General features: G+C 71.2%; 25 protein-coding genes. 14 read left to right on the forward strand and 11 right to left on the reverse strand.

All coding sequences use genetic code 11. The features are described from left to right. Positions 1–154: 154 nt before the first annotated feature. The 3 genes from EDF23_RS10845 to pepN all read right to left on the reverse strand — a co-directional run bounded on the left by EDF23_RS10845 (position 155) and on the right by pepN (position 4,379). Positions 155–658, reverse strand: a complete 504-nt coding sequence (locus EDF23_RS10845) for a globin (protein ID WP_279388202.1) — start codon at positions 656–658, stop codon at positions 155–157. Further along, on the reverse strand, positions 655–1,722 hold the full coding sequence (locus tag EDF23_RS10850; RefSeq protein WP_131921649.1) for a mechanosensitive ion channel domain-containing protein: 1,068 nt from the start codon (positions 1,720–1,722) through the stop codon (positions 655–657). Before EDF23_RS10850 ends, EDF23_RS10845 begins: the two co-directional genes overlap by 4 nt. A gap of 77 nt (positions 1,723–1,799) precedes the next feature. Continuing rightward, positions 1,800–4,379, reverse strand: coding sequence for an aminopeptidase N (gene pepN / locus EDF23_RS10855; protein ID WP_131921650.1), 2,580 nt, complete (start codon positions 4,377–4,379; stop codon positions 1,800–1,802). Between the two features lie 122 nt (positions 4,380–4,501). Between pepN and EDF23_RS10860 the strand changes: the two genes are divergently transcribed. Next, on the forward strand, positions 4,502–5,179 hold the full coding sequence (locus EDF23_RS10860; protein WP_131921651.1) for a DsbA family protein: 678 nt from the start codon (positions 4,502–4,504) through the stop codon (positions 5,177–5,179). Positions 5,180–5,231: 52 nt separating this feature from the next. Here EDF23_RS10860 and EDF23_RS10865 read toward each other — a convergent pair whose 3' ends face one another. Further along, complete coding sequence (locus EDF23_RS10865; protein WP_131921652.1) at positions 5,232–5,759, reverse strand: GNAT family N-acetyltransferase; 528 nt, start codon at positions 5,757–5,759, stop codon at positions 5,232–5,234. Between EDF23_RS10865 and EDF23_RS10870 the strand changes: the two genes are divergently transcribed. The 3 genes from EDF23_RS10870 to EDF23_RS10880 are packed head-to-tail and all read left to right on the forward strand — an operon-like array spanning position 5,758 to position 7,825. Beyond that, positions 5,758–6,366 carry an XRE family transcriptional regulator gene (locus tag EDF23_RS10870; protein ID WP_123673322.1) on the forward strand — a complete coding sequence of 203 codons (609 nt, stop codon included), beginning with the start codon at positions 5,758–5,760 and terminating at the stop codon, positions 6,364–6,366. The two genes, EDF23_RS10865 and EDF23_RS10870, sit on opposite strands and share 2 nt — an antisense overlap. A 22-nt stretch (positions 6,367–6,388) precedes the next feature. Further along, the gene (locus EDF23_RS10875; RefSeq protein WP_123293994.1) at positions 6,389–6,886 is read left to right on the forward strand and encodes a ribose-5-phosphate isomerase; all 498 of its coding nucleotides are present in this window, start codon (positions 6,389–6,391) and stop codon (positions 6,884–6,886) included. Positions 6,887–6,895: 9 nt separating this feature from the next. Beyond that, positions 6,896–7,825 (forward strand): DNA-formamidopyrimidine glycosylase family protein, encoded by a 930-nt coding sequence (locus EDF23_RS10880; RefSeq protein WP_123293993.1) that lies wholly within the window; start codon positions 6,896–6,898, stop codon positions 7,823–7,825. A gap of 6 nt (positions 7,826–7,831) precedes the next feature. Here the strand turns inward: EDF23_RS10880 and EDF23_RS10885 are convergent, their stop codons facing one another. Next, positions 7,832–9,301: an amidohydrolase family protein gene (locus EDF23_RS10885; protein ID WP_131921653.1), complete on the reverse strand. Its 1,470-nt coding sequence runs from the start codon at positions 9,299–9,301 to the stop codon at positions 7,832–7,834. Next, on the reverse strand, positions 9,298–9,957 hold the full coding sequence (locus tag EDF23_RS10890) for an FMN-binding negative transcriptional regulator (protein WP_131921654.1): 660 nt from the start codon (positions 9,955–9,957) through the stop codon (positions 9,298–9,300). The genes EDF23_RS10885 and EDF23_RS10890 overlap by 4 nt, the downstream gene beginning before the upstream one ends. Positions 9,958–10,115: 158 nt before the next feature. Here EDF23_RS10890 and EDF23_RS10895 point away from each other — a divergent pair, with 158 nt between their 5' ends. The 7 genes from EDF23_RS10895 to EDF23_RS10925 all read left to right on the forward strand — a co-directional run bounded on the left by EDF23_RS10895 (position 10,116) and on the right by EDF23_RS10925 (position 18,660). Then, on the forward strand, positions 10,116–11,702 hold the full coding sequence (locus EDF23_RS10895) for an ABC transporter substrate-binding protein (protein ID WP_243648891.1): 1,587 nt from the start codon (positions 10,116–10,118) through the stop codon (positions 11,700–11,702). Between the two features lie 11 nt (positions 11,703–11,713). Beyond that, the gene (locus EDF23_RS10900) at positions 11,714–13,108 is read left to right on the forward strand and encodes a M14 family zinc carboxypeptidase (RefSeq protein ID WP_131921655.1); all 1,395 of its coding nucleotides are present in this window, start codon (positions 11,714–11,716) and stop codon (positions 13,106–13,108) included. Next, entirely contained in the window at positions 13,108–14,049 is a 942-nt protein-coding gene (locus tag EDF23_RS10905; RefSeq protein WP_123293990.1) for an ABC transporter permease, read from the forward strand. Before EDF23_RS10900 ends, EDF23_RS10905 begins: the two co-directional genes overlap by 1 nt. Beyond that, a complete protein-coding gene (locus EDF23_RS10910; RefSeq protein ID WP_123938873.1) occupies positions 14,046–14,936 on the forward strand; it encodes an ABC transporter permease in 891 nt (296 codons plus the stop codon). The genes EDF23_RS10905 and EDF23_RS10910 overlap by 4 nt, the downstream gene beginning before the upstream one ends. Positions 14,937–15,020: 84 nt before the next feature. After that, entirely contained in the window at positions 15,021–16,430 is a 1,410-nt protein-coding gene (locus EDF23_RS10915) for a serine hydrolase (RefSeq protein WP_243648892.1), read from the forward strand. Beyond that, positions 16,427–17,011, forward strand: coding sequence for a MarR family transcriptional regulator (locus EDF23_RS10920; RefSeq protein ID WP_123293989.1), 585 nt, complete (start codon positions 16,427–16,429; stop codon positions 17,009–17,011). Before EDF23_RS10915 ends, EDF23_RS10920 begins: the two co-directional genes overlap by 4 nt. After that, on the forward strand, positions 17,008–18,660 hold the full coding sequence (locus EDF23_RS10925) for an ABC transporter ATP-binding protein (RefSeq protein WP_131921656.1): 1,653 nt from the start codon (positions 17,008–17,010) through the stop codon (positions 18,658–18,660). Before EDF23_RS10920 ends, EDF23_RS10925 begins: the two co-directional genes overlap by 4 nt. A 49-nt stretch (positions 18,661–18,709) precedes the next feature. Here EDF23_RS10925 and EDF23_RS10930 read toward each other — a convergent pair whose 3' ends face one another. Beyond that, on the reverse strand, positions 18,710–19,291 hold the full coding sequence (locus tag EDF23_RS10930) for a hypothetical protein (RefSeq protein ID WP_131921657.1): 582 nt from the start codon (positions 19,289–19,291) through the stop codon (positions 18,710–18,712). 101 nt (positions 19,292–19,392) lie between these two features. Then, the gene (locus EDF23_RS10935; RefSeq protein WP_165901098.1) at positions 19,393–20,235 is read right to left on the reverse strand and encodes a helix-turn-helix domain-containing protein; all 843 of its coding nucleotides are present in this window, start codon (positions 20,233–20,235) and stop codon (positions 19,393–19,395) included. Positions 20,236–20,368: 133 nt separating this feature from the next. Between EDF23_RS10935 and EDF23_RS10940 the strand changes: the two genes are divergently transcribed. Genes EDF23_RS10940 through EDF23_RS10950 form a run of 3 tightly spaced genes read left to right on the forward strand, consistent with a single transcriptional unit; the run spans position 20,369 to position 23,504 of the window. Beyond that, positions 20,369–21,925 (forward strand): sensor histidine kinase, encoded by a 1,557-nt coding sequence (locus EDF23_RS10940; RefSeq protein WP_123293985.1) that lies wholly within the window; start codon positions 20,369–20,371, stop codon positions 21,923–21,925. 39 nt (positions 21,926–21,964) lie between these two features. Further along, a complete protein-coding gene (locus EDF23_RS10945) occupies positions 21,965–22,627 on the forward strand; it encodes a response regulator transcription factor (RefSeq protein WP_111084503.1) in 663 nt (220 codons plus the stop codon). 13 nt (positions 22,628–22,640) lie between these two features. Continuing rightward, entirely contained in the window at positions 22,641–23,504 is an 864-nt protein-coding gene (locus tag EDF23_RS10950; protein WP_131878496.1) for an EamA family transporter, read from the forward strand. Positions 23,505–23,512: 8 nt separating this feature from the next. Here EDF23_RS10950 and EDF23_RS19230 read toward each other — a convergent pair whose 3' ends face one another. From EDF23_RS19230 to EDF23_RS10960, 3 genes are all read right to left on the reverse strand, one after another. After that, complete coding sequence (locus EDF23_RS19230) at positions 23,513–23,665, reverse strand: hypothetical protein (RefSeq protein ID WP_159572741.1); 153 nt, start codon at positions 23,663–23,665, stop codon at positions 23,513–23,515. Between the two features lie 102 nt (positions 23,666–23,767). Then, on the reverse strand, positions 23,768–24,100 hold the full coding sequence (locus EDF23_RS10955) for a hypothetical protein (protein ID WP_123293983.1): 333 nt from the start codon (positions 24,098–24,100) through the stop codon (positions 23,768–23,770). A 91-nt stretch (positions 24,101–24,191) separates the two neighbouring features. Further along, positions 24,192–25,223 (reverse strand): LacI family DNA-binding transcriptional regulator, encoded by a 1,032-nt coding sequence (locus EDF23_RS10960; RefSeq protein WP_123938866.1) that lies wholly within the window; start codon positions 25,221–25,223, stop codon positions 24,192–24,194. Positions 25,224–25,303 lie beyond the last annotated feature (80 nt).

Here is a 25,303-nt window from a genome sequence, read left to right on the forward strand (position 1 = left end):
TCCACAACATGCCGCGCACCGTTCGCCGAGGTTCCACGAACGGGACGAGGCGGCGCCGAGATGTGCAGATTTCGGAACCTGAACGGCAGTCGGAACGTGGGCGGCGGGCGGAACCTGAACGGCGGTCGGAACCTGGGCGGCAGAAGAGCAGGCGTCAGTCGAAGGTGTTCGTCATGGCGTGCGCGGCGCGGTCGAGGTACGCCCAGAGCTCGGCCTCGTCGAGGGGCGCGAGCTGCAGGGACTCGACGGCCTCGCGCATGTGGTGCAGCCAGCGCTCGCGGGCCTCGGACGTGATGCGGAACGGGTTGTGCCGCATCCGGAGCCGGGGGTGTCCGCGTTCCTCGCTGTAGGTGCCCGGCCCGCCCCAGTACTGCTGCAGGAAGGCCGACAGGCGCCAGATCGCGCCCTCGAGGTCGTCGGCCGGGTACATCGGCCAGATGACGTCGTCCTGCTGCACGCCCTCGTAGAAGCGGCGCACGAGCCGGTCGAAGGTCGGGGCGCCACCGATGCGGTCGAAGAGCGATCCGGTGGCCGAGACCCCGTGCTCGCCGACCCGCAGCGTGATCGGCTGTGCCGGAACACCCGGCACGCCGGGCACGCCAGGCATGCCGAGGCCAGCCCCGCCGGGACCGCTGCTCGGAGGTGTGGGATCGGTCACTGGGGGTCCTTCCCGCCGTCGTGGTGGTCGTCGGTCCGGATGGGTTGCCCGAGCACGTTGCGCTTGGTGCGGCGCGGCTTGGTCGGCGCCGGGGTGGGACGCGTCTGCACCGACCGCAGCCCGTTGATCGAGGTCGCGTTCTCCCAGCCCTCGGGCATGATCATCGCCATCGCCGGCAGGGTGACTCCGATCTCGTCGACGGCGTGCTTCAGGCGGGCGCGGAGTTCGCGGCCGACGACGTCGAGTTCGGAGGCGCGGGTCTTCACGACGAGCCGGAACACCATGCCGTCGGGGGAGACCGACTGCAGCCCCCAGATCTCCGGCTTCTCGACGATGCGCTGGCGCCAGCGGGGCTCCTGCGACATGGTGACGGCGGCCGCGAGCAGGGCGTCCTGCACGGCGTCGATGTCGGTGTCGTAGGGGACGGTGATGTCGACGAGGACCCGCGACCAGCCCTGGGACAGGTTGCCGACGCGCAGGATCTGCCCGTTCGGCACGAACCACAGGATCCCGTTGACGTCGCGCACCTGCATGACACGGAGCCCGACGTTCTCGACGACGCCCGTGGCCTGCCCGGTGTCGACGACGTCGCCGACGCCGGCCTGGTCCTCGAGGATCATGAAGATGCCGGAGAGCAGGTCCTTCACGATCGACTGCGCGCCGACGGCGAGGCCCGCGGCGACGAGCGAAGCGCCACCGACGATGCCGACGGCGGCGTTCGGCACCAGGAGCGGGATGATCACGACCAGGGCGATCACCACGACGATGACCGTGGCCAGGTTCTGCAGGACGCTCCCGAGTGTGCGGGTGCGCTGCACGACGCGTGCGGTCTGCACCGGCGACGCGATGAGCGCCTGCGTGTCGGTCGCTCCCTGTCGCTTCTTGACGCCGGAGACGACGCGGTCGACGACCTGACGGATCACTCGGCGCAGGATCAGCCGGAGGATGATCGCGACGAGGATCGTGATCACGATGACGATCGCGTCGTGCCAGGTGGTGACGAAGTCGGTGAAGGCGTTGGAGACGGCCTTCGTGGTCTCATCGGTGGTTGCAGCGAGGCTCATGATCCGGTCGATGCTAGAGGGCGGGGCCTCGGCGTTCCATGAGGAACGCCGAGGCCCCGCCCGTGTTCACGAGCGACTCAGGCGTCGGCAGCCTGCACCCGGAGCGCACGCTCCGTGCCCGCGACGCTCTCGGACACGATCCGCCGCAGCGCCGGGGTCTCCGGGTGCGCCTCGAGCCACGCGTGGGCGGCGTCGCGGAGCTCGGCCGACGCGAGCGGCGCCGGGTAGAGGCCCGAGACGATGGTGTCGGCCATGTGGTAGCTGCGCTCGGCCCAGATGCGGGTGAGCACCTCGAAGTACTTCGGCACGAGGCCTTCGAGCACGACGGGGCTGTTCACGTGCTGGAAGCCGACCGTGGTCTGGCGCACGATCGCGTTCGGCAGCTCGGAGGAGTCGACGAGCGACGCGAAGGCGGCCAGCTTGCCCTCGGCGGTCGGGATCGTCGCACGGGCGCGGGCCGCGGCCTGCTCACCCGACGCGGTCTTGTCGGCCGCGAGTTCCGCGTCGACCTCGGCATCGGAGGCGGCACCGGCGAGCACGAGGCCCTCGAGCAGCTCCCAGCGCAGGTCGGTGTCGATCTCGAGCCCGTTCAGTGTGACCGAACCGTCGCGCAGCCCCTGCAGGGTGGCGACGTGCTCGGGTGTCGACGCGATCTGCGCGAAGAACTTCACGAACTGGAACTGGGCGTCCGAGCCGGCCTCGGCCGAGGCCGCGAGCTGCCAGAGCGTCTCGCCCACCGTGCGGACCGTGGCGTCGACCTTCGACGGCGCCACGTAGTTGCGCGTCGTCAGGAGCAGCTGCGACAGGGTCGTGCGGATGGTCGTCGACTCGGACTCAGTCGCGATGTTGCCGAGCGCGAGCCGGACGTAGTCGCTGGCGGGCGACTCGGCGTCGCGCGTGGCATCCCACATCGCACCCCACACGATCGAGCGCGCGAGCGGGTTCGCGATGGCCGCGAGGTGCTCGATCGCCGTCGTGCGGGACTGCTCGTCGAGACGGATCTTGGCGTAGGCCAGGTCGTCGTCGTTGAGGAGCACGAGGTCGCCGCGCTGCACGCCGACGAGCTCGGGGACCTCGGTGCGTGCGCCGTCGACGTCGATCTCGACGCGGTGCACGCGCTCGAGCTTGCCGCCGGACGACGCGGTGTCGGCACCGAACGGCGCGGAGTCGTCCGTCCCGAAGGAGTAGACGCCGATGGCAAGGCGGTGCGGGCGGAGCGTCGGGTAGTCGGCCGGCGCTTCCTGCAGGACGGCGAACGCGGTGATCGCGCCGGACGCGTCGACCTCGATCTCCGGGCGGAGCGTGTTGACGCCCGCGGTCTCGAGCCAGAGCTTCGACCACTCGGACAGGTCACGGCCGCTGGTGGCCTCGAGCTCGACGAGCAGGTCACGCAGCTCGGTGTTCGAGTGGTGGTGCTTCTTGAAGTAGGCCGAGACGCCGGCGAAGAACGCGTCGATGCCGACCCACGCCACGAGCTGCTTCAGGACGGAGCCGCCCTTGGCGTACGTGATGCCGTCGAAGTTGACCTGGACGTCCTCGAGGTCGTTGATCGTCGCGACGATCGGGTGCGTCGAGGGCAGCTGGTCCTGGCGGTAGGCCCAGGACTTCTCCATCGCCTGGAACGTGGTCCAGGCCTCGGTCCACTCGGTGGCCTCGGCGGTGGCGATCGTGGAGGCCCACTCGGCGAACGACTCGTTCAGCCACAGGTCGTTCCACCACTTCATGGTGACGAGGTCGCCGAACCACATGTGGGCGAGCTCGTGCAGGATCGTGACGACCCGGCGCTCCTTGATGGCGTCGGTCACCTTCGAGCGGAAGACGTAGGTCTCGGTGAACGTGACCGCGCCCGCGTTCTCCATCGCGCCGGCGTTGAACTCCGGCACGAAGAGCTGGTCGTACTTCTCGAACGGGTACGGGACGTCGAACTTCTCCTCGTAGTAGGCGAAGCCCTTCTTCGTGGTCTCGAACACGTACTCGGGGTCGAGGTACTCGGCCAGCGACTTGCGCGCGAAGACGCCGAGCGGGATGGTCCGGCCGTCGCTGCTCGTGAGTTCGTCGCGGACGACCTCGTACGGGCCGGCGATGAGCGCGGTGATGTAGCTCGAGATGGTCGCGGTGGGCGGGAAGGCCCAGGTCGCGTTCTCACCGTCGACGTGGGGCTCGGGCGTCGGGGAGTTCGACACGACCTGCCACCGTGACGGCGCCGTCACGGTGAAGGAGAACTGTGCCTTGAGGTCGGGCTGCTCGAACACCGCGAACATGCGGCGCGAGTCGGGGACCTCGAACTGGGAGTACAGGTACACCTCGTCGTCCACGGGGTCGACGAAGCGGTGCAGGCCTTCGCCGGTGTTCGTGTACAGCGCGTCGCTGACGACCACGAGCTCGTTCTGCTCCTGCAGGTCGTCGAGCTGGATGCGGACGCCGTCGTTCACCGCGGCGACGTCGAGCGCCGTGCCGTTCAGGGTGACGGAGTGCACGGTCTTCGTGATCGCGTCGATGAACGTGGACGCACCGGCGGTCGCGGTGAAGCGCACGCGGGTGGTGCTGCCGAACGTCTCGGCGCCGCGGGTCAGGTCGAGCTCGACGTCGTACGTCTGCACGCTGACGATGCCGGCACGTTCCTGGGCTTCGGTTCTGGTGAGGTTCTCTCCGGGCACGCAACGCTCCATCTTCGCTGAGGACGCGGACGATCGTGGTCCGCGAGGGGGAGTCCCGGCACGGCGTCGTGCACCGGCGGGACGGTCATCCCCAGCCTAGCGACGCCGCGTACGCTCGGAGCGTGAGCGAGACGACTGTGGACAAGACGACGGAACACACGACGGAACACACGAAGGAACACACGACCGAACGCACCACCGTGGAGTTCTGGTTCGACCCGAACTGCCCCTGGGCCTGGATGACGAGCCGCTGGGTGGGCGAGGTCGCCGAGCACCGCGACCTCGACGTCACGTGGAAGGTGATGAGCCTGTTCGTCCTGAACGAGGACCAGGACATCCCCGACGAGTACCGCGAGCGCATCCACAAGGGGCAGCTCTACCCGCGCATCGTCACGGCGGCGCGGCTCCGGCTCGGCCAGGACATCGTCAAGCCGCTCTACGACGCCCTCGGTGAGCACATCCACCACCGCCAGGAGCAGGACCCCGACCAGGTGGTCCCCGCCGTGCTCGCGGAGCTCGGCCTCGACGCCGACCTGCTCGAGTACGCCTGGACGGACGAGGTCGACGCCGCCGTGCGCGTCAGCCACCAGGACGGCATCGACCGCGTCGGACAGGACGTCGGCACGCCCGTCATCGCCGTCGCCGGCACCGCGTTCTTCGGCCCGGTCATCTCCCCGGCACCCAAGGGCCAGGAAGCGCTCGACCTGTGGGACGGCGTCGTCGCCGTGGCGAAGTACCCCGGCTTCTTCGAGCTCAAGCGCTCGCGCACCGTCGGCCCGATCTTCGACACCACCGCCTGACGCTCCGGCAAGCGGACGGGAGGCGCGGCTCGCCCCCGCCCTTCGGCTCGCGTCAGGCGAGTGGCAGGCGCATGAGCGTCAGGTCCAGCCAGCGGTCGAACTTGCGTCCGACCTCGGGCACGACCGCGACCGTGCTGAACCCGAGCTTCTCGTGCAGCGCGATCGACCCGGTGTTCGTGCTGCAGATCCCGGCCATCATGACGTGCCGGCCCTCGGCGGTCGCGCGCTCGACGAGCGACCGCATCAGGGTCGAGGCGATGCCCCGACCGCGGAACGACTCGACCACGTAGACGCTGTGCTCGACGGTCAGCCGGTACCCGTGGTGCGGCCGCCACTGGGAGTACGTGGCGTACCCGGCCACGGTGCCGTCGACCTCGGCGACGAGCACCGGGTACCCGTCGCCCTGCCGCTCGGCCAGCCAGTCGTCGAAGTACGCGCGGGGGTGCGGGGTCTCCTGCCAGATGGCGGTGGAGTGCAGCACGGCGTCGACGTGCAGGGCGTGCACGACGTCGAGGTCGCGGGGTCCGCAATCGCGCACCACGACCGGATCCGCCCCGTTCGTCGCATATGCTGTCGTCATGTCTCACATCGTAGACGACGAGCCGGGTCTCGCGGAACGGGCCCTCGGCGAGCGCCTCCAGCGCCTGCGCACCGAACGGAAGTGGAGCCTCACCGAGCTCGCCGAGGAGTCCGGTGTCTCCCGCGCGATGATCAACCGCGTCGAGCGCGGGGTGTCGAGCCCCACCGCGACGATCCTCGGCCGGCTCTCCGGCGCCTTCGGCCTGACGATCTCGCAGCTCCTCGACGAAGCCCTCGAGCACGAGGTGCCCAGGGCGACCGACCCCGACGACGCACGTGGCATCCAACGCGGCGCGACCGCGGAGTCCTGGACCGATCCCGACACCGGGTACCGCCGCCGTCCGGTCTCGAGCGCGGCGTTCCCCGCGGACGTCACCGAGGTGCGCCTCCCGGCCGGCCGCGAAGTGGCCTACCCGGCGTCCGCCTACGCGTTCCTGCGGCACTGCATCTGGGTGGTCGACGGCGTGCTCGAGCTCGTCGTCGGCGGCGAGCCGACGCGGCTCGCCGCGGGGGACCGGATCGAGCTCGGTGACCCCGCCGACGTGGTCTACCGGAACCCGGGCGAGGGGCCCACGCGGTACGTCGTCGTGGTGGTCCGGGGGCAGTAGTCGCAGGAATAGGATCGGTTCCATGCGCATCCACCTCGGAACGGACCACGCCGGCCTCGAGTTCAACCAGACCCTCGCAACGCACCTGACCGAAGCCGGTCACGAGGTCGTGGACCACGGACCGACCGAGTACGACGCGCTCGACGACTACCCCTCGTTCTGCATCAACGCCGCGCACGCCGTGGTGCAGGACCAGCGGGCCGGCGTCCAGGCGCTCGGCGTCGTGTTCGGCGGCTCCGGCAACGGTGAGCAGATCGCCGCGAACAAGGTCGAGGGTGTCCGCGCAGCGCTCGTCTGGAACGAGTCGACCGCACTCCTCGCACGCCAGCACAACGACGCCAACGTCATCTCGATCGGTGCCCGCCAGCACACCGAGGACGAAGCGATCCGCTTCGTCGACCTGTTCATCGCCGAGCCGTTCTCGGGCGAGGAGCGTCACGCACGCCGCATCGCGCAGCTGGCCGAGTACGAGCAGACGGGGCACATCGCCGGCAAGCAGATCGACGGCTCCGCCGAGTAGACAGGTCCCATGCCCGAGGGTCACTCCGTCCACCGAATCGCCAACCAGTTCACCCGGCACTTCGTCGGCAAGCGCTGCGAGGTGTCCAGTCCGCAGGGGCGGTTCGCCGCCGGGGCCGCGCAGCTCGACGGCAAGCGGATGATCGCTGCCCGGGCGGTGGCGAAGCAGATGTTCCTCGAGTTCGAGGGTGATCTGTTCCTGCGCGTCCACCTCGGGCTCTACGGCGCGTGGGACTTCGCCGGCGACCTGTCGACCGCCACGGCGCTGTCCGCCGACGACGACGGCGAGGAATCGCTCACCTCCATCGGTGCTCCCCGCCTGGCGCGGTACCGGATGGCCGAGCAGGAGAAGGTCGAGGACCCGATCGAGTCCTTCCCGCCGGACCCCGTCGGCCAGGTGCGCGTCCGCATCCTGACCGAGGACACCGTCGCCGACCTGCGCGGCCCGACGGCCTGCGTGGTGGAGACCCCGGCCGAGGTGCAGCGTGCCCTGGACAAGCTCGGCCCCGACCCGATGAACGACGACGGTCCCGAGGCCGAGAAGACGTTCGTGGACAACGTCCGGAAGCGGAACGTCGCCATCGGCCAGCTGCTCATGGACCAGTCCGTGGTGAGCGGCATCGGCAACATCTACCGGGCCGAACTGCTGTTCCGGCAGCGCATCGACCCGTACAAGGTCGGCAAGAAGATCACCGTCAAGCAGGCGAAGGCGCTGTGGGCGGACTGGTCGAAGCTGCTGCACGACGGCGTCCGCGACGGCCTGATGATGACGATGGACGGCCTGTCCGACGCCGAGTACAAGAAGGCGCAGCGGTCGCGCAAGGACCGGCACTGGGTCTACCACCGCCAGGGTGAGCCCTGCCGGGTGTGCGGCACCGAGATCCGGGTGGCCGACATGGCCGGTCGGAAGCTCTACTGGTGCCCGAAGGACCAGAAGTAGCGCGCTTCAGAGCTCTGAGTACGTGAACCGTCCGGCGATCGCGGTCGCGAGCACCCGCATCGACCGCAACGAGGACGACGACGCCGCCAGCGGGTCCGACTCGACGAGCACCAGGTCCGCGACGTCGCCGACCGCGACGCTGACCCGACCGTCCGTGGACCCCTGCCACGCGGCGAGCGCCGAGAGTCGTTCGGCGGGGTGCCACGGGTCGCGGCCGTCCCGGTCGCGTCCCACGGCCGCGGCCATCGAGATCCACGGGTCGAGCGGCGCGACGGGGGCGTCCGAACCGAGCAGCAGGCGCGCTCCGGCTCGGGCGAGCGACGCGAACGCGAAGGCGCGGTCGGTGCGGCCCGCCCAGTGCCGGTCGGCGATGTCGCGGTCGTCCATGGCGTGCTCGGGCTGCACCGAGGCGGCCACCCCGAGCCTGGCGAACCGGTCGACGTCGGTGTCGACGAGCAGTTGCGCGTGCTCGATGGTGCCGCGGGCGCCGACGGCTTCGAAGACGTCGAGCGCGAGGGTGTTCGCCCGGTCGCCGATGGCGTGGATCGCGGGGACGAGTCCGGCGTCGACGGCTCGGCGGGTGATCGCGACGAGGTCGTCGAACTCCCACGCCAGTACGCCGGAGCCGTCGGCCATGGCCGCGGTCCGGGTGCCGAGCGAGCCGTCGGTGACGACCTTGAACGGCCCCATCGTGAGCAGGCCGCGGGTCCGGTCGACGACGTCGCCGGTGCGGAGTCCGCGGTCGATCACGGCGTCGAGTTCCGCCGGGTAGACGCCGGACGACACCCGGAGCGCGTCGGTGCCGGCGTGGATCCGGCGCGTCCAGCGGTCGAGGCCGAAGCGCATCTCGAGGTCGACGATGCCCGTCACACCGCGCGCGGCAGCGGCCTCCACGGCGTCGGCGACGTACCCGTCGAGCAGGTCGTCCGGCACCTGCGAGAGCGCACCGGTCACGTCGAAGGCGTCCTGCTCGCGCAGGATCCCGTCGTCACCCGCCTCGAGCGAGCGGCCGACGCGTGCGGAGAAGTGCGCGAGCGCGAGGGCGTTGCACCAGACCGCGTGCAGGTCACCGCTGATGACGACGGCCGGGAGGCCCGGTGCGGCCTGGTCGAGCAGCTCGCGTCGTGCGGGGGTCGGCCACAACCCGTCGCGGTAGCCGTGTCCGATCAGCACGCGGTCCGGCACCCCGGTCCGCGCGACCGCGGCGAGGAGGTCGGCGGTCGACTCCGCGGAGTCGCAGCCGGAGACGTCGACGCGGCGGCGCACGAGGGCCCACTGGTCGAAGTGCGTGTGGTGGTCGCGGAGGCCGGGGCCGAGCCAGGCGCCGGCCGCCTCGACGACCTCGGTGTCGGGACCGGCGGGGTCGAGCGTGCCGGCAGGCGCGATCCCGGTGACCAGGCCGTCGGCGATGCGGACGTCGGCAGGGGCCCCGGAGGTGCCCACCCTGCGGACGGTGCGGAGCAGGATCTCGCTCATCGCGCCTCCCGGCTGTCCGTCGTGGACCCGACGGACCGGACCCGCTCCATCTCGTCGGCGAGCGCCGGCGACGCGTAGGGGCCGTCGCCGCGCAGGCCGGCGATGATCCGGTCGACGACCTCGGGTGCCTTGTTCTGGGAGAGCTTCGCGCGGGCGTCGAACCGGGTGACCCGGATGCGGATGCCCACGGTGCCCTTCGCCATCCGGCGTGCGGTCTCCTCGTCGATCTCGAGGGACACCGGCTCGGGCATGACGCGCTCGAAGTGGTCGACGAGCTCGCCGAGTACCCGGAAGTTCTCGTCGTCGGACAGCAGCTCCGGCGTGCCCCACAGGTGGGCGGTGACGTGGTTCCAGGTCGGCACGAACTGCTCGGGTGGGTACCAGGCGGGGGAGACGTAGCCGTGCGGACCCTGCACCACGACCAGGACCTCGTGGCGGCCGAGTTCGTGCGCGACTTCGTCGGGGCGGCCGACGTGCGAGACGAGGACGACCTGGTCGGGGTCGTCGTCCGGCCCGGGTGTCTCGAGCAGGAACGGGTAGTGCGACGCGACGATCCCGGCGTCGGTGTGCGACACGATCGTGGCCCACGGGTTGCCGGCGACGAGGCGCTTGACCTCGTCGACGTCCGTCATCAGGAAGTGGGGTGTGTGCCGCATGGTCCGAGCGTGGCACACGGCCCCGGTCGAGCGCGACACCTGTCGTTTCGCGAGTGTTTCAGAACGGTAAAAGTTTCAGAGTTCATTGAAAGAAGCATTGTGCCGGGTGCTCGAACAGGCCTAGCTTCACTCATCAACGACGACCCGAGGAGACCCCCATGCGACGCAGGACCATCGCCGCCCTGGCCACGGCAGCCACACTGGCGCTCGTGGTGACCGGCTGTTCGGCGAGCGGCACGGCCGACTCCGCCGGCGGATCGAGCCTGGTGTACGCCACCGGCGAGCCCGACCACCTGACGCCCGGACGACAGACCGTCGCGTTCGACCAGGTGCAGAGCCTGTTCGCGCCGCTGACGCAGACCGACGCGAAGGGCGAGCTCCACGACGTCGCCGCGAAGAGCGTCGAGAGCGACGACGCCACCACGTGGACCATCACCCTCCGGGACGGCTGGACGTTCCAGAACGGCGAGGCCGTCACCCCGGAGAGCTACGTGAAGGCCTGGAACCACGTCGCCTACGGTCCCAACGCGTGGGAGAACAGCGGGCAGCTCGCCGCGATCGTCGGGTACACCGACCTCAACCCGGCGAAGGGCACCCCGAAGACGAAGGAGATGTCGGGGCTGCAGGTCACCGGCAAGGACACCTTCACGGTGACGCTCACCCACGCCGACAGCCAGTTCCCGCTGCAGCTCAGCCAGGCCCAGACGGCGTTCTACCCGATGCCGTCGGCCGCCTACGAGGACCTGAAGGCGTACGACGAGAAGCCGATCGGGAACGGCCCTTACGAGATGCAGTCGGCGTGGAAGGCGGACAAGGAGTTCACCGTCACCGCGTGGAAGGACTACGAGGGCACGAAGCCGGTCACGAAGGACGTCACGTTCCGGAGCTACTCCGACATGAACACCGCCTACACCGACGTCCTCGCGGGCAACGCCGACGTGCTGTTCCTGCCGACCGACAAGATGACGAGCGCGAAGGCCGACTTCGGTGACCGCCTGCACTCCTTCGACGCCCCGGGCATCGACTACCTCGGCTTCCCGCTCTGGGACGACCGGTACTCCGACCCCGACGTCCGTCGCGCGATCTCGATGTCGATCGACCGCGACGAGGTGAACACGGCCATCTACGGCGGCCTGTACGAACCCGCCACCGCACTCACGCCCCCGTCGATGTCCGGCACCGAAGAAGGCATCTGCGGCGACGCGTGCGAGTTCGACCCCGCCGCGGCCAAGAAGCTCCTGGCGAAGTCCGGCGGCTTCGACGGCACGATCACGCTCGTCTACCCCGGCGGCAGCGGCCTCGACTCGCTCTACGAGGCGTACGCCAACCAGATCCGGCAGAACCTGGGCGTCGACACCGTCGCGAAGGCCACCACCGACTGGGCCTCGTACTACTCCGAGCTGACGGACAAGAAGGTCGCCGGCCCGCACTTCGGTCACTGGGGTGCGCTGTACATCAGCCAGCAGAACACCCTCCGCGCCCTGTTCACCCTGGCCGGCGGCTGCTCGCCCTGCACCGGGTACTACCAGTCCGACACCGTCGACGCGCTGCTGGCGAAGGCGGACTCGGCCGGCTCGCAGGACGAGGCGAACGAGTACTACACGAAGACGCAGGAGGCCGTGCTCGAGGACTTCCCCGTCGTGCCGACCTTCTTCGACAAGTACTCGTACGTCACGAGCGACAAGGTCACGAAGCTCCCCGCGGTCGCCGGCAGCCCGGTCGTCGCGCAGATCGCCGTGAAGTAGGGCACCACCACATGGACCAGCGCACCATCCTCCGCCTGGCGGCCGAGGTCCCCGACCACGACGGCTTCCCGCTCGTCGACGACCTGCACGCCCGGTTCGACGCGCTCGCAGCGTCCCACCCGGACCAGGTCACGGTCACCCGGATCGGCACCAGCCGCCTCGGCGAACCACTGCACTCCTACCGGATCGGCACCGGGTCGCACGCCGCCGTCGTGGTCGGCGGCGTGCACCCGAACGAACCGATCGGTTCGTGGACGGCCCTGCACCTCGCCGAGACGGTGCTCACCGACGACGACGCCCGTGCGCTCGACGTCACCTGGCACATCGTCCCGACGATCGACCCGGACGGCATGCGGCTCAACGAGGCGTGGTTCCACGACCCGCACGACCGGGTGTTCTACTCGCGGCACTTCTACCGCCCGGCACCGGACAGCCAGGTGGAGTGGACGTTCCCGAACAGCCACAAGTCGGTGTACTTCGACCAGGTGCTGCCGGAGACGCTCGCGTTCATGCGGCTCATCGACGACACCGAGCCGGACCTGCTGGTGTCGCTGCACAACGGCGAGATGGGCGGGGTCTACTACTACCTGTCCGAGGACCTGCCCGACGTCGTCGACACCCTGCACGCGATCCCCGCCGCGCTCGGGCTGCCGCTCGACACCGGGGAGCCCGAGTCACCGTTCCTGCGCGAACTCGCCCCCGCAGTGTTCGCGATGGACGGGATCGAGACCGCGTACGACTACCTCGAAGGACTCGGGGTCGACCCGGGCGAGCACATCCACGGTGCGTCGAGCGCGGCGTGGGCGATGCGGCACGGAGCACTGTGCATGGTGGCCGAACTGCCGTACTGGAGCCACCCGGACGCCGACGACCAGCGTCCGACCGACGAGTCGTACGCCGACCTGCTGCGGCGCTGCTCCGCCGAGCTCGGCGCCTCGGGCGAGGAACTCCAGCAGCTGCTCGACGAGGCGTCGCCGATGCTGTCGATCGAGTCGCCGTTCCTCGAGGCGTCGCGGGCCTTCGTGCCGATGCTCGTCGGCACGGCGGACACCGACCGCCGCCGGGCCGACCGCGAGCCGGTCGACCGGCGGGCCACCGTCGCGGAGCGCTTCGGCTGCGAGGACCTGGTCCGCTGCTTCCGGCTGCGCTACGGCGGCATGCTGCTCCGGGCGTTCGAGGCGGAGACCACCGCCGGTACGGCGTCCGCGCCGCTCCGGCGCCTGCGCGACCGCCTGGCGGAGCGCTACGCGCACTGGCAGGCCGACGCGGCCACCGAGGCGGACCCGATCCCGGTGCGGAAACTGGTGGGGGTGCAGTACGGGGCGATCCTCGCCTGCGCGGCGCACGTGGCGGACCCGACCCGTGCCTCCCGTCCGGTGTCGGCGGCCGTGTCGGGAGGCGCGTGATGCGTCCGACGCTCGCCGTCGGTCGCCGGCTCGGCGGCCTGGCCATCGTGTTCCTCGGGGTGACGTTCCTCATCTACGCGATGACGTTCGCGCTGCCCGGTGACCCGATCCGGGCGCTCGGCGGCGACCGGCCGCTCAGCGACGCGGTCGTCCGCACGCTCCGGGCCGAGTACCACCTGGACCAGCCGCTCTGGCTGCAGTACGTGCAGTACGTCGGCGGGCTGTTCCGCGGCGACTTCGGCACCGACTTCAACGGGCAGTCCGTCGGCGAGCAGATGGCCTCGCGGTGGCCCGTCACGATCACCCTGGCGCTCACCGCGTGGGCCCTCGAGATCGTCCTGGGCATCGGGCTCGGGGTGCTCTCCGCCCTGAAGCGCGGGACCGCCCTCGACAAGACGGTCCTGGTCGGCACCATCGTCGTCGGTGCGATCCCCGTGTTCGTCCTCGGCGTCGCCCTGCAGCTCGTGTTCTCGGTGCGACTGCACTGGTTCCCGGTCGCCGGCGTCACCGCAGGCTGGCCGACGGCGTACATCCTGCCGGCGTTCGTCATCGCGCTCTTCGGCCTCGCAGCGGTGTCCCGGCTCACCCGCACCTCGATGATCGAGACGCTCGACGCCGACTACGTCCGGACCGCACGGGCCAAGGGGCTCGCGCCCGGTCGGATCGTCGGCGTGCACGTGATGCGGAACTCGCTCATCCCCACCGCCACCTACCTCGCGACCGACCTCGGGTACCTGATGGGCGGCACCGTGATCATCGAGGGCATCTTCAACCTGCCCGGCGTCGGGAACCTTCTGTTCCAGGGCATCCGGTCGCACGAGGGCGCCGTCGTCGTCGGCATCTCGACCGCGCTCATCCTGGTGTTCCTCGTCACGAGCGTGCTCGTCGACCTGCTGCACGCCGCCCTCGACCCCCGCGTCCGGACCGGAGCAGCCGCATGACCACCTCAGCGCTCAGTGCCACCGTCGAACCCGTCGTCGGCGGCCGACGACGACCCCTGCTGGCCGCGGCCCGCACCCCGGGCTTCTGGGTGCCGGCATCGGTCCTGGTCGTCGTGCTGCTCATCGCGTCGTTCCCGCAGCTGTTCGCCGGACTGTTCGGCCACGGCGACCCCCGGGTGTGCGACCTCGGGCAGAGCGGCGCCTCGCCGACCAGCGGGCACCCGTTCGGCTTCGACCTGCAGGGCTGCGACGTGTACGCCAACGTCGTGTACGGCACCCGGTCGTCGATCGCCGTCGCAGTGCTCACCACCGTGCTCGCCGGCATGGTCGCCGTCGTCGTCGGGACGATCGCCGGCATGGTCGGCGGCTGGGTCGACGCCGTGCTCGCCCGCCTGACCGACGTGTTCCTCGGCTTCCCGTTCCTGCTCGGCGCCGTCGTGGTGCTCAACAGCGTGGGGGAGCGGTCCGTGCTGACGGTGTCGCTCGTGCTCGCGCTGTTCGGGTGGCCGACGATGGCCCGGCTCGTGCGGTCGAGCGTCCGCAGCGTGCGGAACGCCGAGTTCGTGCTCGCCGCCCGCACGATGGGGCTGTCCACCTGGCGGATCACCACCCGGTACGTGCTGCCGTCGTCGATCTCGCCGCTGCTCGTGCTCGCGACCATCACCGTCGGCGGCGTCATCGTGTCCGAGTCGTCGCTGACCTACCTCGGCATCGGGCTCGAGAGCCCGGCGATCTCGTGGGGGCTGCAGCTCTCCGCCGCGACGTCGCAGTTCCTCCGCGCCCCGCACATGCTCATCGCACCCGCGGCGTTCCTCGCCGTCACGGTGCTCTCCGTCATCGCGCTCGGCGACACGCTGCGCGCCGCGCTCGACCCGCGTCGGCGCTGACCTGCACGGTGCACGCCGCGTCGCGGTGGGCACCGTCGCGACCGACGCGCCAGACTCGAACCACCGCCCTTCGAAAGGACCACCGTGACCGACACCCTCTCCGCGTACCGGAAGACCCTGCCCTACATCCACGAGTGGGTGTCGTACAAGGTCTGGCAGCTGCGGGTGCCGGGCGTGCAGGTCGCCATCGGGTTCGGCGGCGAGGTGCTGTTCGACGAGGCCTGGGGCTACGCCGACGTCGAGGCCGGGCGCCGCCTGACCACCACCGACCTGTTCCGCATCGCCTCGCACTCGAAGACCTTCACCGCGACGGCACTGCTCCAGCTCGCCGAGCGCGGGTCGCTCCGGCTCGACGACACCGTCGGCACGTACATCCCGGCGCTGGTCGACGGCGGCTCCCCGCTCGCCGACGCCACGATCCGTGAGCTCATGGAGATGGGCGCCGGGGTCATCCGCGACGGCCACGACGGCGACTACTGGTCGCTCCTGCGCCCGTTCCCCGACGAGCAGGAGCTGCTGGCACTCGTGCTCGACCGCGGGCAGAAGGTCCCCACCGGATCGTCGTTCAACTACTCGAACCTCGGCTACTCGCTGCTCGGGCTCGTCATCGCCGCGGTCTCCGGGCAGTCCTACAACGACTTCGTCCGCGAGTCGATCACCGAACCCCTGGGCCTGCGGAACACCGGCCCCGACTGGGACCCCACGCGCGCCGACGACTTCGTGGTCGGGTACACCGGGTTCCACACCGCGCGGCAGCGGCAGCGCATCGACCACGTGGACACCCACGCCATGGCCGCCGCCACCGGGTTCCACGGCACCGCCTCCGACCTGGTCAAGTACTTCTCGCAGCACGTCATCGGGGCCGGCAGCCTGCTCGACGACCACTCGAAGCGACTCGCGCAGCGCAAGGCCTGGAGCGCCACCGACGACCCGGCCGCCCGCGGCTACGGCGCCGGGTTCATCGTCGACCGCATCGGAGGGCGCGACGTCCGCGGCCACTCGGGCGGGTTCCCCGGGCACATCACGCAGTCGCTGTTCGACCCGGCATCCGGACTCGTCGTGTCCGTCATGACGAGCGCCGCCGCCGGGCCCGCCACCCTCATCGCCACCGCCGTCGTGCAGATGCTCGACGCCGCGGCGGACACGTCCGCGCCGGGCACCACCGTGCCCGACGACGTCGACACCGCCGCGTACACCGGACGCTTCGCCAACCCGTGGGGCGTCAGCGACATCGCCCGCATCGGCGACCGGCTCGTCGAGGTCGACCCGTCCGGACCCGAACCGCTCGACACCCCGACCCGGCTCGAGGTCGTCGACGCGGACACGCTCCGGATGACGCACGGCAACCGCTTCGGCTCGGTCGACGAGGACATCACCTTCACGCGCGACGCCGACGGTACCGTCCGGTCGATCCGCGCCGGCGGTGGCATGACCGAGGAACCGTGGGCGATCCCGACCGAGTCGCCCGAGGTCGCGGCAGGGCTGGCACCGTGAGCGACGTCGACGGTCGGGGCGTCGGTGTCGGGCACGACGACGGTGTCGGGCACGACGACGTCGTGCTCGAACCCGAGCGTCAGGCGTTCGTCGAGGAGTTCGCCCTCATGCTCAACGACGGTGCGGGCATGGCGCTCACCGACGCCCGCGTGCTCGGCTACCTCATGATGACCCGCGCGCCGCACTCGTCGTCCGCCGATCTCCAACGCGCGCTCGGCGCCAGCTCGGGTTCGGTCTCGATGGCGACGCGCCGGCTCGTCGACTCCGGGTTCGTGAAGCGGCAGATCGTCGCCGGCGAGCGCAGCCACTACTTCCGCGCCGAGGCCGACGTCTGGGGCTCCTGGCTCGCCGGGGAACGGAAGTACCTCGACCGGCAGCGCGACATCATCGGACACGGCCTGGCGGTGGTCGAGCACGCCGGCCGCACCGGGGCGGGCGACGTCGACGCCGAGGTCCGCGAGCGCCTGCTCAACGGCCGCGACTACATGCAGTGGTTGCAGGGCCACCACCACAAGATGCTCGAGGACTGGGAGGCGTTCAAGGCCGCCCGCGACCGCACCGACCGCTCGGAGACCCCATGACCGACGTCCTGACCGTCGACCACCTGTCCGTGACCTTCGACGTCGACGGCGCCGAGGTCCGCGCGGTCGACGACGCCTCGTTCACCGTCGGCCGCGGCGAGGTCGTCGCCGTCGTCGGGGAGTCCGGATCCGGCAAGAGCATGACCGCGATGACGGCGATGGGGATCGCGCCGGACGGCGCGCGCTCCTCCGGCAGCATCCGGCTCGGCGACCTCGAGGTGCTCGGCACCGACGAACGCACCCTGCGCGGGGTCCGCGGCCGCAGCGTGTCGATGATCTTCCAGGACCCGTCGGCCGCGCTCAACCCGGTGTTCACGGTCGGGTTCCAGCTGGCCGAGGCCGTCCGCCGCGCCGACGCCTCGCACGACCGCGCCGCCGTCCGGCACCGTTCGCTCGAACTCCTGCGTGCCGTCGAGGTGCCGGAACCCGAACGCCGGCTCGGCCAGTACCCGCACGAGCTCTCCGGCGGACAGGCGCAGCGGGTGATGATCGCGATGGCGCTCGCCGCCGACCCCGACCTGCTCATCGCCGACGAGCCGACGACCGCACTCGACGTCACGGTGCAGGCCGAGGTGCTCGACGTCCTGCGTGCGCTGCGCGAACGCACCGGCACCGCGATCCTCCTCATCACCCACGACATGGGCGTCGTCGCCGACATCGCCGACCGCGTGGTCGTCATGCGCCGCGGTCGCGTCGTCGAGACGGGCACCGTCGCCGCGGTCTTCGCCGCACCGTCCGCCGACTACACCCGTGACCTGCTCGCTGCGGTCCCACGCATGGGCACCGAGGTCGGCCGGGAGGCGCGGGTCGACCCCGTCACGGAGGCTCCATCGATCGTCCTCGAAGTCCGGCACCTCGTGGTCGAGTACGGCGGTGCACTGCGCGGGCGGTTCCGCGCGGTCGACGACGTGTCGTTCACGGTCGGTCGCGGTGAGATCGTCGGACTCGTGGGCGAGTCCGGCAGCGGCAAGACCACCATCGGCCGCGCCGCCGTGGGGCTCGCACCGATCACGTCCGGTTCGGTCGTCGTCGAGGGCACCGACGTGGCAGTCGCCCGGCGAGCAGCTCGCCGGGAGATGCGGCGACACGTCGGCGTGGTCTTCCAGAACCCGCTCCGGTCGCTCAACCCGCGCTACACGGTCGGACAGACCGTCGCCGAGCCGCTCCGGCAGATCCTGCGCCTGCCGTCGGCCCAGATCGACGAACGGGTGGACCGGCTGCTCGCCGACGTCGGCCTGGACGGCGGGTACCGCGAGCGCTTCCCGCACGAGCTCTCCGGCGGCCAACGGCAGCGCGTCGCGATCGCCCGCGCCGTCGCACTCGACCCCGCACTGCTCATCGCCGACGAGCCGACGAGCGCCCTCGACGTCTCGGTGCAGGCGCGGGTGCTCGACGTCTTCCGTGAGCTGCAGCAACGCCTCGGCTTCGCGTGCCTGTTCGTCACCCACGACCTGGCCGTGGTCGACACGCTGTGCGACCGGGTCGTCGTGCTGCACGGCGGGAAGGTCGCCGAGCAGGGGAGTCGCGACGCCATCCTCCGGTCGCCGAAGGACCCCTACACGCGTCGACTCATCCAAGCCGCGCCTGTGCCGGACCCGGACGAGCAGGCAGTGCGCCGATCCGAGCGCCTGGCGGCACGGGCCGGCTGAGGGGCACTCGCTGGCTCAGCGGCCCTGCGGTCTCAGCGTCGTTGCGGAGTCAGCGCACCTCGGCCGAGGCCCAGAGCGCGTTCACGCCCCGGCCCACCGGACGCAGGAGCGGGACCGCGACGAGCACCGCCGCCGCCAGGTAGGCCACGGTCTGCAGCAGCCCCGGGACGGAGAACGCGATGCCGAGTGCCTCCTGCGGCAGCGCCGTGAGGAGCGCCGCGTTCGACAGCAGCGCGGTGACGAACCACAGCGACGCCGCCACGGTGACGACCCAGCCGAAGGCCCGCTGCACGCCGTCCTCGTTCCGGACGGTCAGCACGCCGAACGCCACGAGTGCACCCTGCGCGACGACGACGAGCACCGCGGTGGCCCAGCCCGGCGCGGGCCACAGGAGCGCGAACGCCAGGACGGACACCGCGAACGCGAGCGCCCGACGGTCCCGAGCGCGCACCGCGGCGACGAGCACGACCGCACCCGCCAGCCCGGCGAGCGCCGTGGCGACGAGGAGCAGCCCGTTCGGCAGGTCCCACGGCGCGAGCCAGATCGTCCCGACCAGTCCGCGCGCCCCGAACACGACCGCTGCGACGACCGCCGCGGCCGAGACCACCCGAACACCCGTGATGTTCTGCATGCCCGCACACTACGCGCAGCCCGCGCGGCGGGGAAAGCATGTTCTGTCCGGGCGGCTGACGGTCCTGGTTCGCGAACCGCGGGATTCGTGAACCAGAACCGTCAGAACCTCCGAGGGAGGTCGGTCTCCGGTGCGCGGACCCGCTGCAGCGCGCGTCGCATGGAGGCGGTGGTGCTGAAGCCGAAGCGGGCAGCGACCTCGGCGGGACGGTCACCCCGGGTGAGTGCACTCCGGACAGCGAGGCTCCGGAACCACCGCCCGAGCTGGGCCGGCGTGCAGCCCGTGGTCTCGGTGCACCGACGCTCGAGGGTGCGCGGAGACATGCCGACGCCGTCGAGCAGGTCCGCAGTCGAGTGCCCGCCCGCCGGGTCGAAGAGCCGGTCGAGGACCCTCGCCAGGCTGTTGTCGCGCAGCGAGGGCGGTGGGTTGTCGTGGAGCACGGTCGTGACCACGAGTCGCGCGAGCGCATCCTGCTGCACGCCGTGCCACCGGCCGCCGTCGAGGTGACCGACGTGACGCAGCGCCAGCACGACGTCCGCCGACGGGAAGTCCGCGGGCTGGGTGGTGGCGATCGACGGGAGCGCGAGGACCTCGGCAGCGAGTGGCCCCAGCGTCGCCGATCCGACGACGACGCCGGTGTCGGCGAACAGGGCCTCGTGCGGGAAGTCGTACGAAGGAGCAGTTCGAGGCGGACCGTGCCGCTCGGGGTCGGAGCCGATCGACGTCGTCGGGTGCTGCTCGACCAGTGCGGCTCCACCAGCCTCGATGAACACGAGTGCGTCGTCGCGGTGGAGCCAGACCGGCCGGTGCCGGGTCGCGACCCAGGCGTGCGTACCGTCCGGATCGAGATCGAGCGTCCAGCGGTCGTCGTCGGATCGGATCTCCTCGCCGGGGCCGACCTCGAGGCCGACGGCGTCGATCAGTGCTCGGAGTGCGTCGCCCATCACCACGAGCATGTCCTGCGGGCCGTCCCGCGACGATCGGCCTCGGGAGATCTGTGGAGAGGGGGGATAACCCCACCCGGGGTGGGGAGGGGGCAGGATGGGGGAACGGCCCCGTGATCGCGAGGCTGGAGTCATGACCGACACCGACCGCCTCGACCAGGCGCGAACCGTCCCGCTGGACGACGTCACGCCCTCGCCCGACCAGGCCCAGACCGTCCCGCTGGGCGACTCCGTCCCACCTGGAGCCACCAAGCCGATGCCGCAATACCCGCGACAGCACGACCAGCAGACGCCGCCGGCGTCGTGGGGAGCGACCCCGCCGAACGGATCGGCGCCGGGTGGCGGCCGGGGCGGCAGTGCGGGCTCGGGCATGACCGCCGGCGCGTTTTACCGCGAGTCGTGGAAGCGCCTGCCGCGCGACTTCGGCTACATGGCCCTGACCGGGGTGCTGCTCTGCACGCTCTACTTCGCGTTCCCCGCGGCGATCTTCGGCGGCGGCTTCCGCGACCTGTTCAACCCGTTCGTGCTGCTGATGTTCTTCATCGCGCTGTTCGTGGCGCGGTGGCTCGGACAGTTCGAGAAGCTCCGCATCGGATGGGCAGACCGGCGTCCGATCCGCCCGGTGGACTGGACGCCCCGCTGGCAGCAGAACTGGTGGACGCGCACCGGTTCCGCGGTCGCCAACCCGCACTACTGGCTCTACCTCCTGCACGCAGCGGTCGTGTACCCACTCGTCGCGCTCTTCACCGTGGGTGCCGGCGTCCTGCTGCTCGCCGGGTTCCTCTGGCCCGTCGGGCTCGCGGTGGTCGCGTTCGCGAACGGCCTGAGCGCGCAGTACTTCGGGTGGGACATGACCTCCGTCGTCGGGTTCGGGTTCCTCGGGTTGCTGTCGATGGCCGCCTCGGTCGTGCTGTTCCCGCTCTGGGCCCGTGGCTCGGTCATCGCGCACTACTGGGTGGACTTCGGTCTGCTCGGCGGGTTCCGTGCCGAGCAGCTCGAGCAGCGCGTCGCCGGACTCCAAGCCTCCCGTGCCGGTGCCGTGACCGCCGAGGGTCAGGCCCTGCGCCAGATCGAGCGCGACCTGCACGACGGCCCCCAGCAGCGCCTGGTGCGGCTCCGGATGGACCTGTCGGCAGCGGAACGCGCGTTCGAGAAGGACCCGCAGAAGGCGAAGCAGCTGATCGGCGAGGCCTCCGAGCACGCGCAGGACGCCCTCGACGAACTGCGTGCGCTGTCCCGCGGGTTCGCCCCGCCGATCCTGCTCGATCGCGGGCTCGTGGCGGCCCTCGAAGCGCTCGTCGCCCGCACCCCGATCCCGGTCGGCCTCGACGTCCGCCTGCCGGAGGGCCTCGAGCTCGCGACGGAGATCCAGCGCAACGTGTACTTCACGGTGAGTGAGCTCCTGACGAACACCATGAAGCACGCCGGTGCCACGACCGCCGGGGTGTACCTCGGCCTCGTGGTCGACGCCTCCGGGCTCTGGTACCTGACCGTCAGCGTGACCGACGACGGCCGCGGCGGAGCACGACCCCAGCAGGGCCACGGTATCGAGGGCCTGATCGGCCGGATGCGCGCGCTCGACGGCGACCTGGTCGTCGCGAGCCCCGAGGGCGGCCCGACCGAGGCAACAGCGCGGATCCCGCTCGGCGCCCTGAACGGCGTCCCCACGACGGCGAACCCGCGGTCGTGACCCCACGGGAGCGCCCGCGCTCCCACTAGGCTGGTCGGCATGACAGACGGCCCGGATGCAGCACGCATCCGGGCCGTCGTCGTCGACGACGCCGTCCTGCTGCGCGAGGGCCTGGCCCGCGTGCTCGACGAAGCCGGCATCGACGTCATCGGCCAGTACGCGGACGCCCGTGCGTTCCTCGCGACGCTGCCGGACGGCGCTCCCGACGTCGTCGTCATGGACGTCCGGATGCCGCCGACCTTCACCGACGAAGGCGTCCGCGCCGCCGTCGAGACCCGCCGGATCGCCCCGCGCACCGGGGTCCTGCTCCTCTCGCAGTACGTCGAGGCCACCTACGCCGAAGACGTCCTCGCCGCCGGTGCGACGGGCATCGGCTACCTGCTCAAGGACCGCGTCACCCGGCTCGAGGAGATCGACGACGCCGTTCGTCGGATCGCGGCCGGTGGCACCGTGCTCGACCCCGAGGTCGTCACGCAGCTGATGAGCCGACGGCGCGACCCACTCGCCGCGCTCACCCCGCGCGAACGCGACGTGCTCGGCCTGATGGCCGAGGGTCGCACGAACGCGGCCATCGCCCGCGCCCTCGTCATCGGCACCGGCGCCGTCGAGAAGCACGTGTCGAGCATCTTCGGCAAGCTCGCGCTCGAGGACACCGGCGAGGACCACCGCCGCGTCCTCGCCGTGCTCGCCTACCTCGGATGAGCCGGTCCCGCGGATGAACCAGGCCCGCGGTACCGACCGGATCCCGGCTCCGCTGCTCGCCCTCACCGCGATGGTGTCCGTCCAGCTCGGGGCCGCGATCGCGAAGACCCACTTCGACGACGTCGGCGCGGTCGGGGCCGCGACGCTCCGGCTCGTCATCGGCGCGGTGGTGCTCGCGCTGGTCGTCCGTCCTCGCATCGGGCACTGGACCCGCGCGCAGTGGCTCGGCGCGGTCGGCCTCGGGCTGGCGCTCGGCGGGATGAACGTCTTCATCTACCTGGCCTTCGCGACCATCCCGATCGGGGTCGCGGTGACGATCGAGTTCCTCGGTCCACTCGCCCTGTCCCTCGTGCACACCCGGCGGTGGCGGGACGCGCTCTGGGCCGCCCTGGCGCTCGCCGGCGTCGTGCTGCTCGGGGTCGGTCCGAGCGCCGTGACCGAGGTCGGCGGCGTGGTCTGGGCCGTGCTCGCGGCGGCGTGCTGGGCGGGCTACATCGTGATGAACCGGCACGTCGGCGCCGCGATCCCGGGTGTCGACGGCCTGGTGGTGTCGATGGTGGTCGCGATGCTCGTGTCGCTGCCGTTCGGGCTCCCGTCCGCGGTCGACGGCGTGGCCCGCGAACCCCTGCTCCTGCTCGTCTTCGGCGCGGTCGCGGTGCTGTCGAGCGTGCTGCCCTACGCCCTCGAGATGCTGGCGCTGCGGCGGATGCCGACGCGGGTGTTCGGCGTGCTGCAGAGTCTCGGCCCGGCGATCGCCGCGCTGGCCGGTCTCGTGGTGCTCAGCGAGGGGCTGTCCGTGCTGGAGACGGTGGCGCTGGTGTGCGTCACCGCTGCGAGCGTCGGCGTCACGCTGTCCGCGCGCCGCCGACGCCGCTGAACGACCGTCTACTCGTCGCCGAGGAAGTCGGCGTACGTGGGTTCCGTGTGCTCGCCCGACAGCAGGGCCGGATCGTTGACCCGGGCCTCGACGTAGGCGCTGATGACCTCGGGCGGGGTGAGCACGTGGGCGACCCAGGACGGCACCGCTGTGTTCTTCATGGTGCCTCCTCGTCCCGGAGCGACACTCGAACGAATGCCTCGATCAGTGAGTTACTTGCCGAACCGGTGTTCGACAAACCATCCTCGGGGTGCGAGCAGAAGTCAACGCGCTGCGTTCTGCGGACTCCGCATCGCGCGCTCCGCCTGGTCGGCGCGCAGGGTGCGGTGCTTCACGGCGGACCGCCACACCCACGCGTCCGCCTGCTGTCCGAACTGGGCCCACTCGACCATGACGGCATCGCGGGTCCAGCTCTTCGCGAAGGCCTTCACCCGGACGTGGAATGTCGGGAACTGGATCCACGCCCAGACCGGCACGGGGGTGACGGCGTGGCAGACGTCGGGCCCGCGGGCGTCCTCTGAGAGCGAGTAGGCGCGCGGACGTTCGACCTCCGGGTGCTCCGGGGGCTGCCACCGGTTCTCGCGACGCCGTCCCACGACGGTATTCGAACGTGTGTTCGAACGGGAGTCAAGTCCGCCGCGCGCCGTGGACGGACGCCGACGCGCCGCTCGGCGTGTCGGGGAGCGGTCAGGGCTGCGCGCGCGCCGTCGATTCCCGCACGCTCAAGGTCAGTGGTGGTCCGGGCCGTGACGCCAGCGGTGCAGTGGCGTCGATCTGCGCTCGCAGGAGTGTCGCCGCGCGCTGCCCGAGCTCCACGGTGTCGCGGGTCAGCGAGGTGATGGACGGCCGGACGAGCTGGATCATCGCCGAGTCGTCGAACGACACGATCGAGACGTCGGTCGGCACGGCGACGCCCATCTCGCTCGCGACCCCGAGTCCGGCGACCGCCAGGACGTCGTTGTCGTACACGATCGCCGTCGGTCGGCTGCTGCGGGACAGCAGGGTCCGGGTCGCACTTGCGCCGGCCTCGGCCGAGTAGTCGGTCGGGATCGACACGGCGTCCGTGAGCCCCTCGGTCGCCGCGAAGGCCCGGACGCGGCCGATCCGCATGGCGGTGTGCTCGAACTCGGGGCGCCCGGCGACGTGCGCGATGCGCCGGTGCCCGAGCGCGTGCAGGTACCGCAGGACCGTGTCGGTCGCGTCGCCGTCGTCGATCCACACGCTCGGTGCGGAGCCCTCGGGTGAGGGGTGGGAGCCGACGACGACCGTGGGCATGCCGAGTTCGGCGAGCAGGGTGAGCCGGTCGTCGTCGCGCCGCGGGTCGATGACGACGACGCCGTCGACCCGGTGCCCGCGCCACCAGGCCCGGTAGGTCTCGAGTTCCTCGGCCGCGTCGCGTGCCACGAGCAGGTTCATCCCGACGTGGGTGCCGGCGAGCCCGAGCTGGATGCCGGAGATCAGGTCGCCGAAGAACGACTCGGTGCCGAGCGTGCGGGCCGGCCGGTTCAGCACGAAGCCGATCGAGCCAGCCTTCGCGCCGCCCAGGGCGCGCGCTGCGGTGTGCGGTTGCCAGTCGAGTTCGCGAGCGATCGCGCGGACGCGTTCGCGGGTCTCGTCGGACACGCCGGGGCGGTCGTTGAGGGCGAACGAGACCGCGCTGACGGACACGCCGGCACGCGCGGCGATGTCGGAGATCGTCGTTCGACGGTTCGTGGCCACGGGCTTGACTATAGCGTTTTAGTCCTCCATAGTCACTGCCACAAGCGGGTTCAGGGACAGGAACTGAACCGGTTCAGCAC

It is taken from the genome of Curtobacterium sp. PhB128 (assembly GCF_004340725.1).
Lineage (GTDB): Bacteria > Actinomycetota > Actinomycetes > Actinomycetales > Microbacteriaceae > Curtobacterium.

Bases quoted from the DNA above. Each gene is read 5' to 3' on its own strand.
- EDF23_RS10850 (WP_131921649.1), bottom strand. From the start codon at position 1,722: ATGAGCCTCGCTGCAACCACCGATGAGACCACGAAGGCCGTCTCCAAC.
- EDF23_RS10870 (WP_123673322.1), top strand. From the start codon at position 5,758: ATGTCTCACATCGTAGACGACGAGCCGGGTCTCGCGGAACGGGCCCTC.
- EDF23_RS10865 (WP_131921652.1), bottom strand. From the start codon at position 5,759: ATGACGACAGCATATGCGACGAACGGGGCGGATCCGGTCGTGGTGCGC.
- EDF23_RS10875 (WP_123293994.1), top strand. From the start codon at position 6,389: ATGCGCATCCACCTCGGAACGGACCACGCCGGCCTCGAGTTCAACCAG.
- EDF23_RS10880 (WP_123293993.1), top strand. From the start codon at position 6,896: ATGCCCGAGGGTCACTCCGTCCACCGAATCGCCAACCAGTTCACCCGG.
- EDF23_RS10885 (WP_131921653.1), bottom strand. From the start codon at position 9,301: ATGAGCGAGATCCTGCTCCGCACCGTCCGCAGGGTGGGCACCTCCGGG.
- EDF23_RS10890 (WP_131921654.1), bottom strand. From the start codon at position 9,957: ATGCGGCACACACCCCACTTCCTGATGACGGACGTCGACGAGGTCAAG.
- EDF23_RS10895 (WP_243648891.1), top strand. From the start codon at position 10,116: ATGCGACGCAGGACCATCGCCGCCCTGGCCACGGCAGCCACACTGGCG.
- EDF23_RS10900 (WP_131921655.1), top strand. From the start codon at position 11,714: ATGGACCAGCGCACCATCCTCCGCCTGGCGGCCGAGGTCCCCGACCAC.
- EDF23_RS10905 (WP_123293990.1), top strand. From the start codon at position 13,108: ATGCGTCCGACGCTCGCCGTCGGTCGCCGGCTCGGCGGCCTGGCCATC.
- EDF23_RS10910 (WP_123938873.1), top strand. From the start codon at position 14,046: ATGACCACCTCAGCGCTCAGTGCCACCGTCGAACCCGTCGTCGGCGGC.
- EDF23_RS10925 (WP_131921656.1), top strand. From the start codon at position 17,008: ATGACCGACGTCCTGACCGTCGACCACCTGTCCGTGACCTTCGACGTC.
- EDF23_RS10930 (WP_131921657.1), bottom strand. From the start codon at position 19,291: ATGCAGAACATCACGGGTGTTCGGGTGGTCTCGGCCGCGGCGGTCGTC.
- EDF23_RS10935 (WP_165901098.1), bottom strand. From the start codon at position 20,235: ATGGGCGACGCACTCCGAGCACTGATCGACGCCGTCGGCCTCGAGGTC.
- EDF23_RS10940 (WP_123293985.1), top strand. From the start codon at position 20,369: ATGACCGACACCGACCGCCTCGACCAGGCGCGAACCGTCCCGCTGGAC.
- EDF23_RS10945 (WP_111084503.1), top strand. From the start codon at position 21,965: ATGACAGACGGCCCGGATGCAGCACGCATCCGGGCCGTCGTCGTCGAC.
- EDF23_RS10950 (WP_131878496.1), top strand. From the start codon at position 22,641: ATGAACCAGGCCCGCGGTACCGACCGGATCCCGGCTCCGCTGCTCGCC.
- EDF23_RS19230 (WP_159572741.1), bottom strand. From the start codon at position 23,665: ATGAAGAACACAGCGGTGCCGTCCTGGGTCGCCCACGTGCTCACCCCG.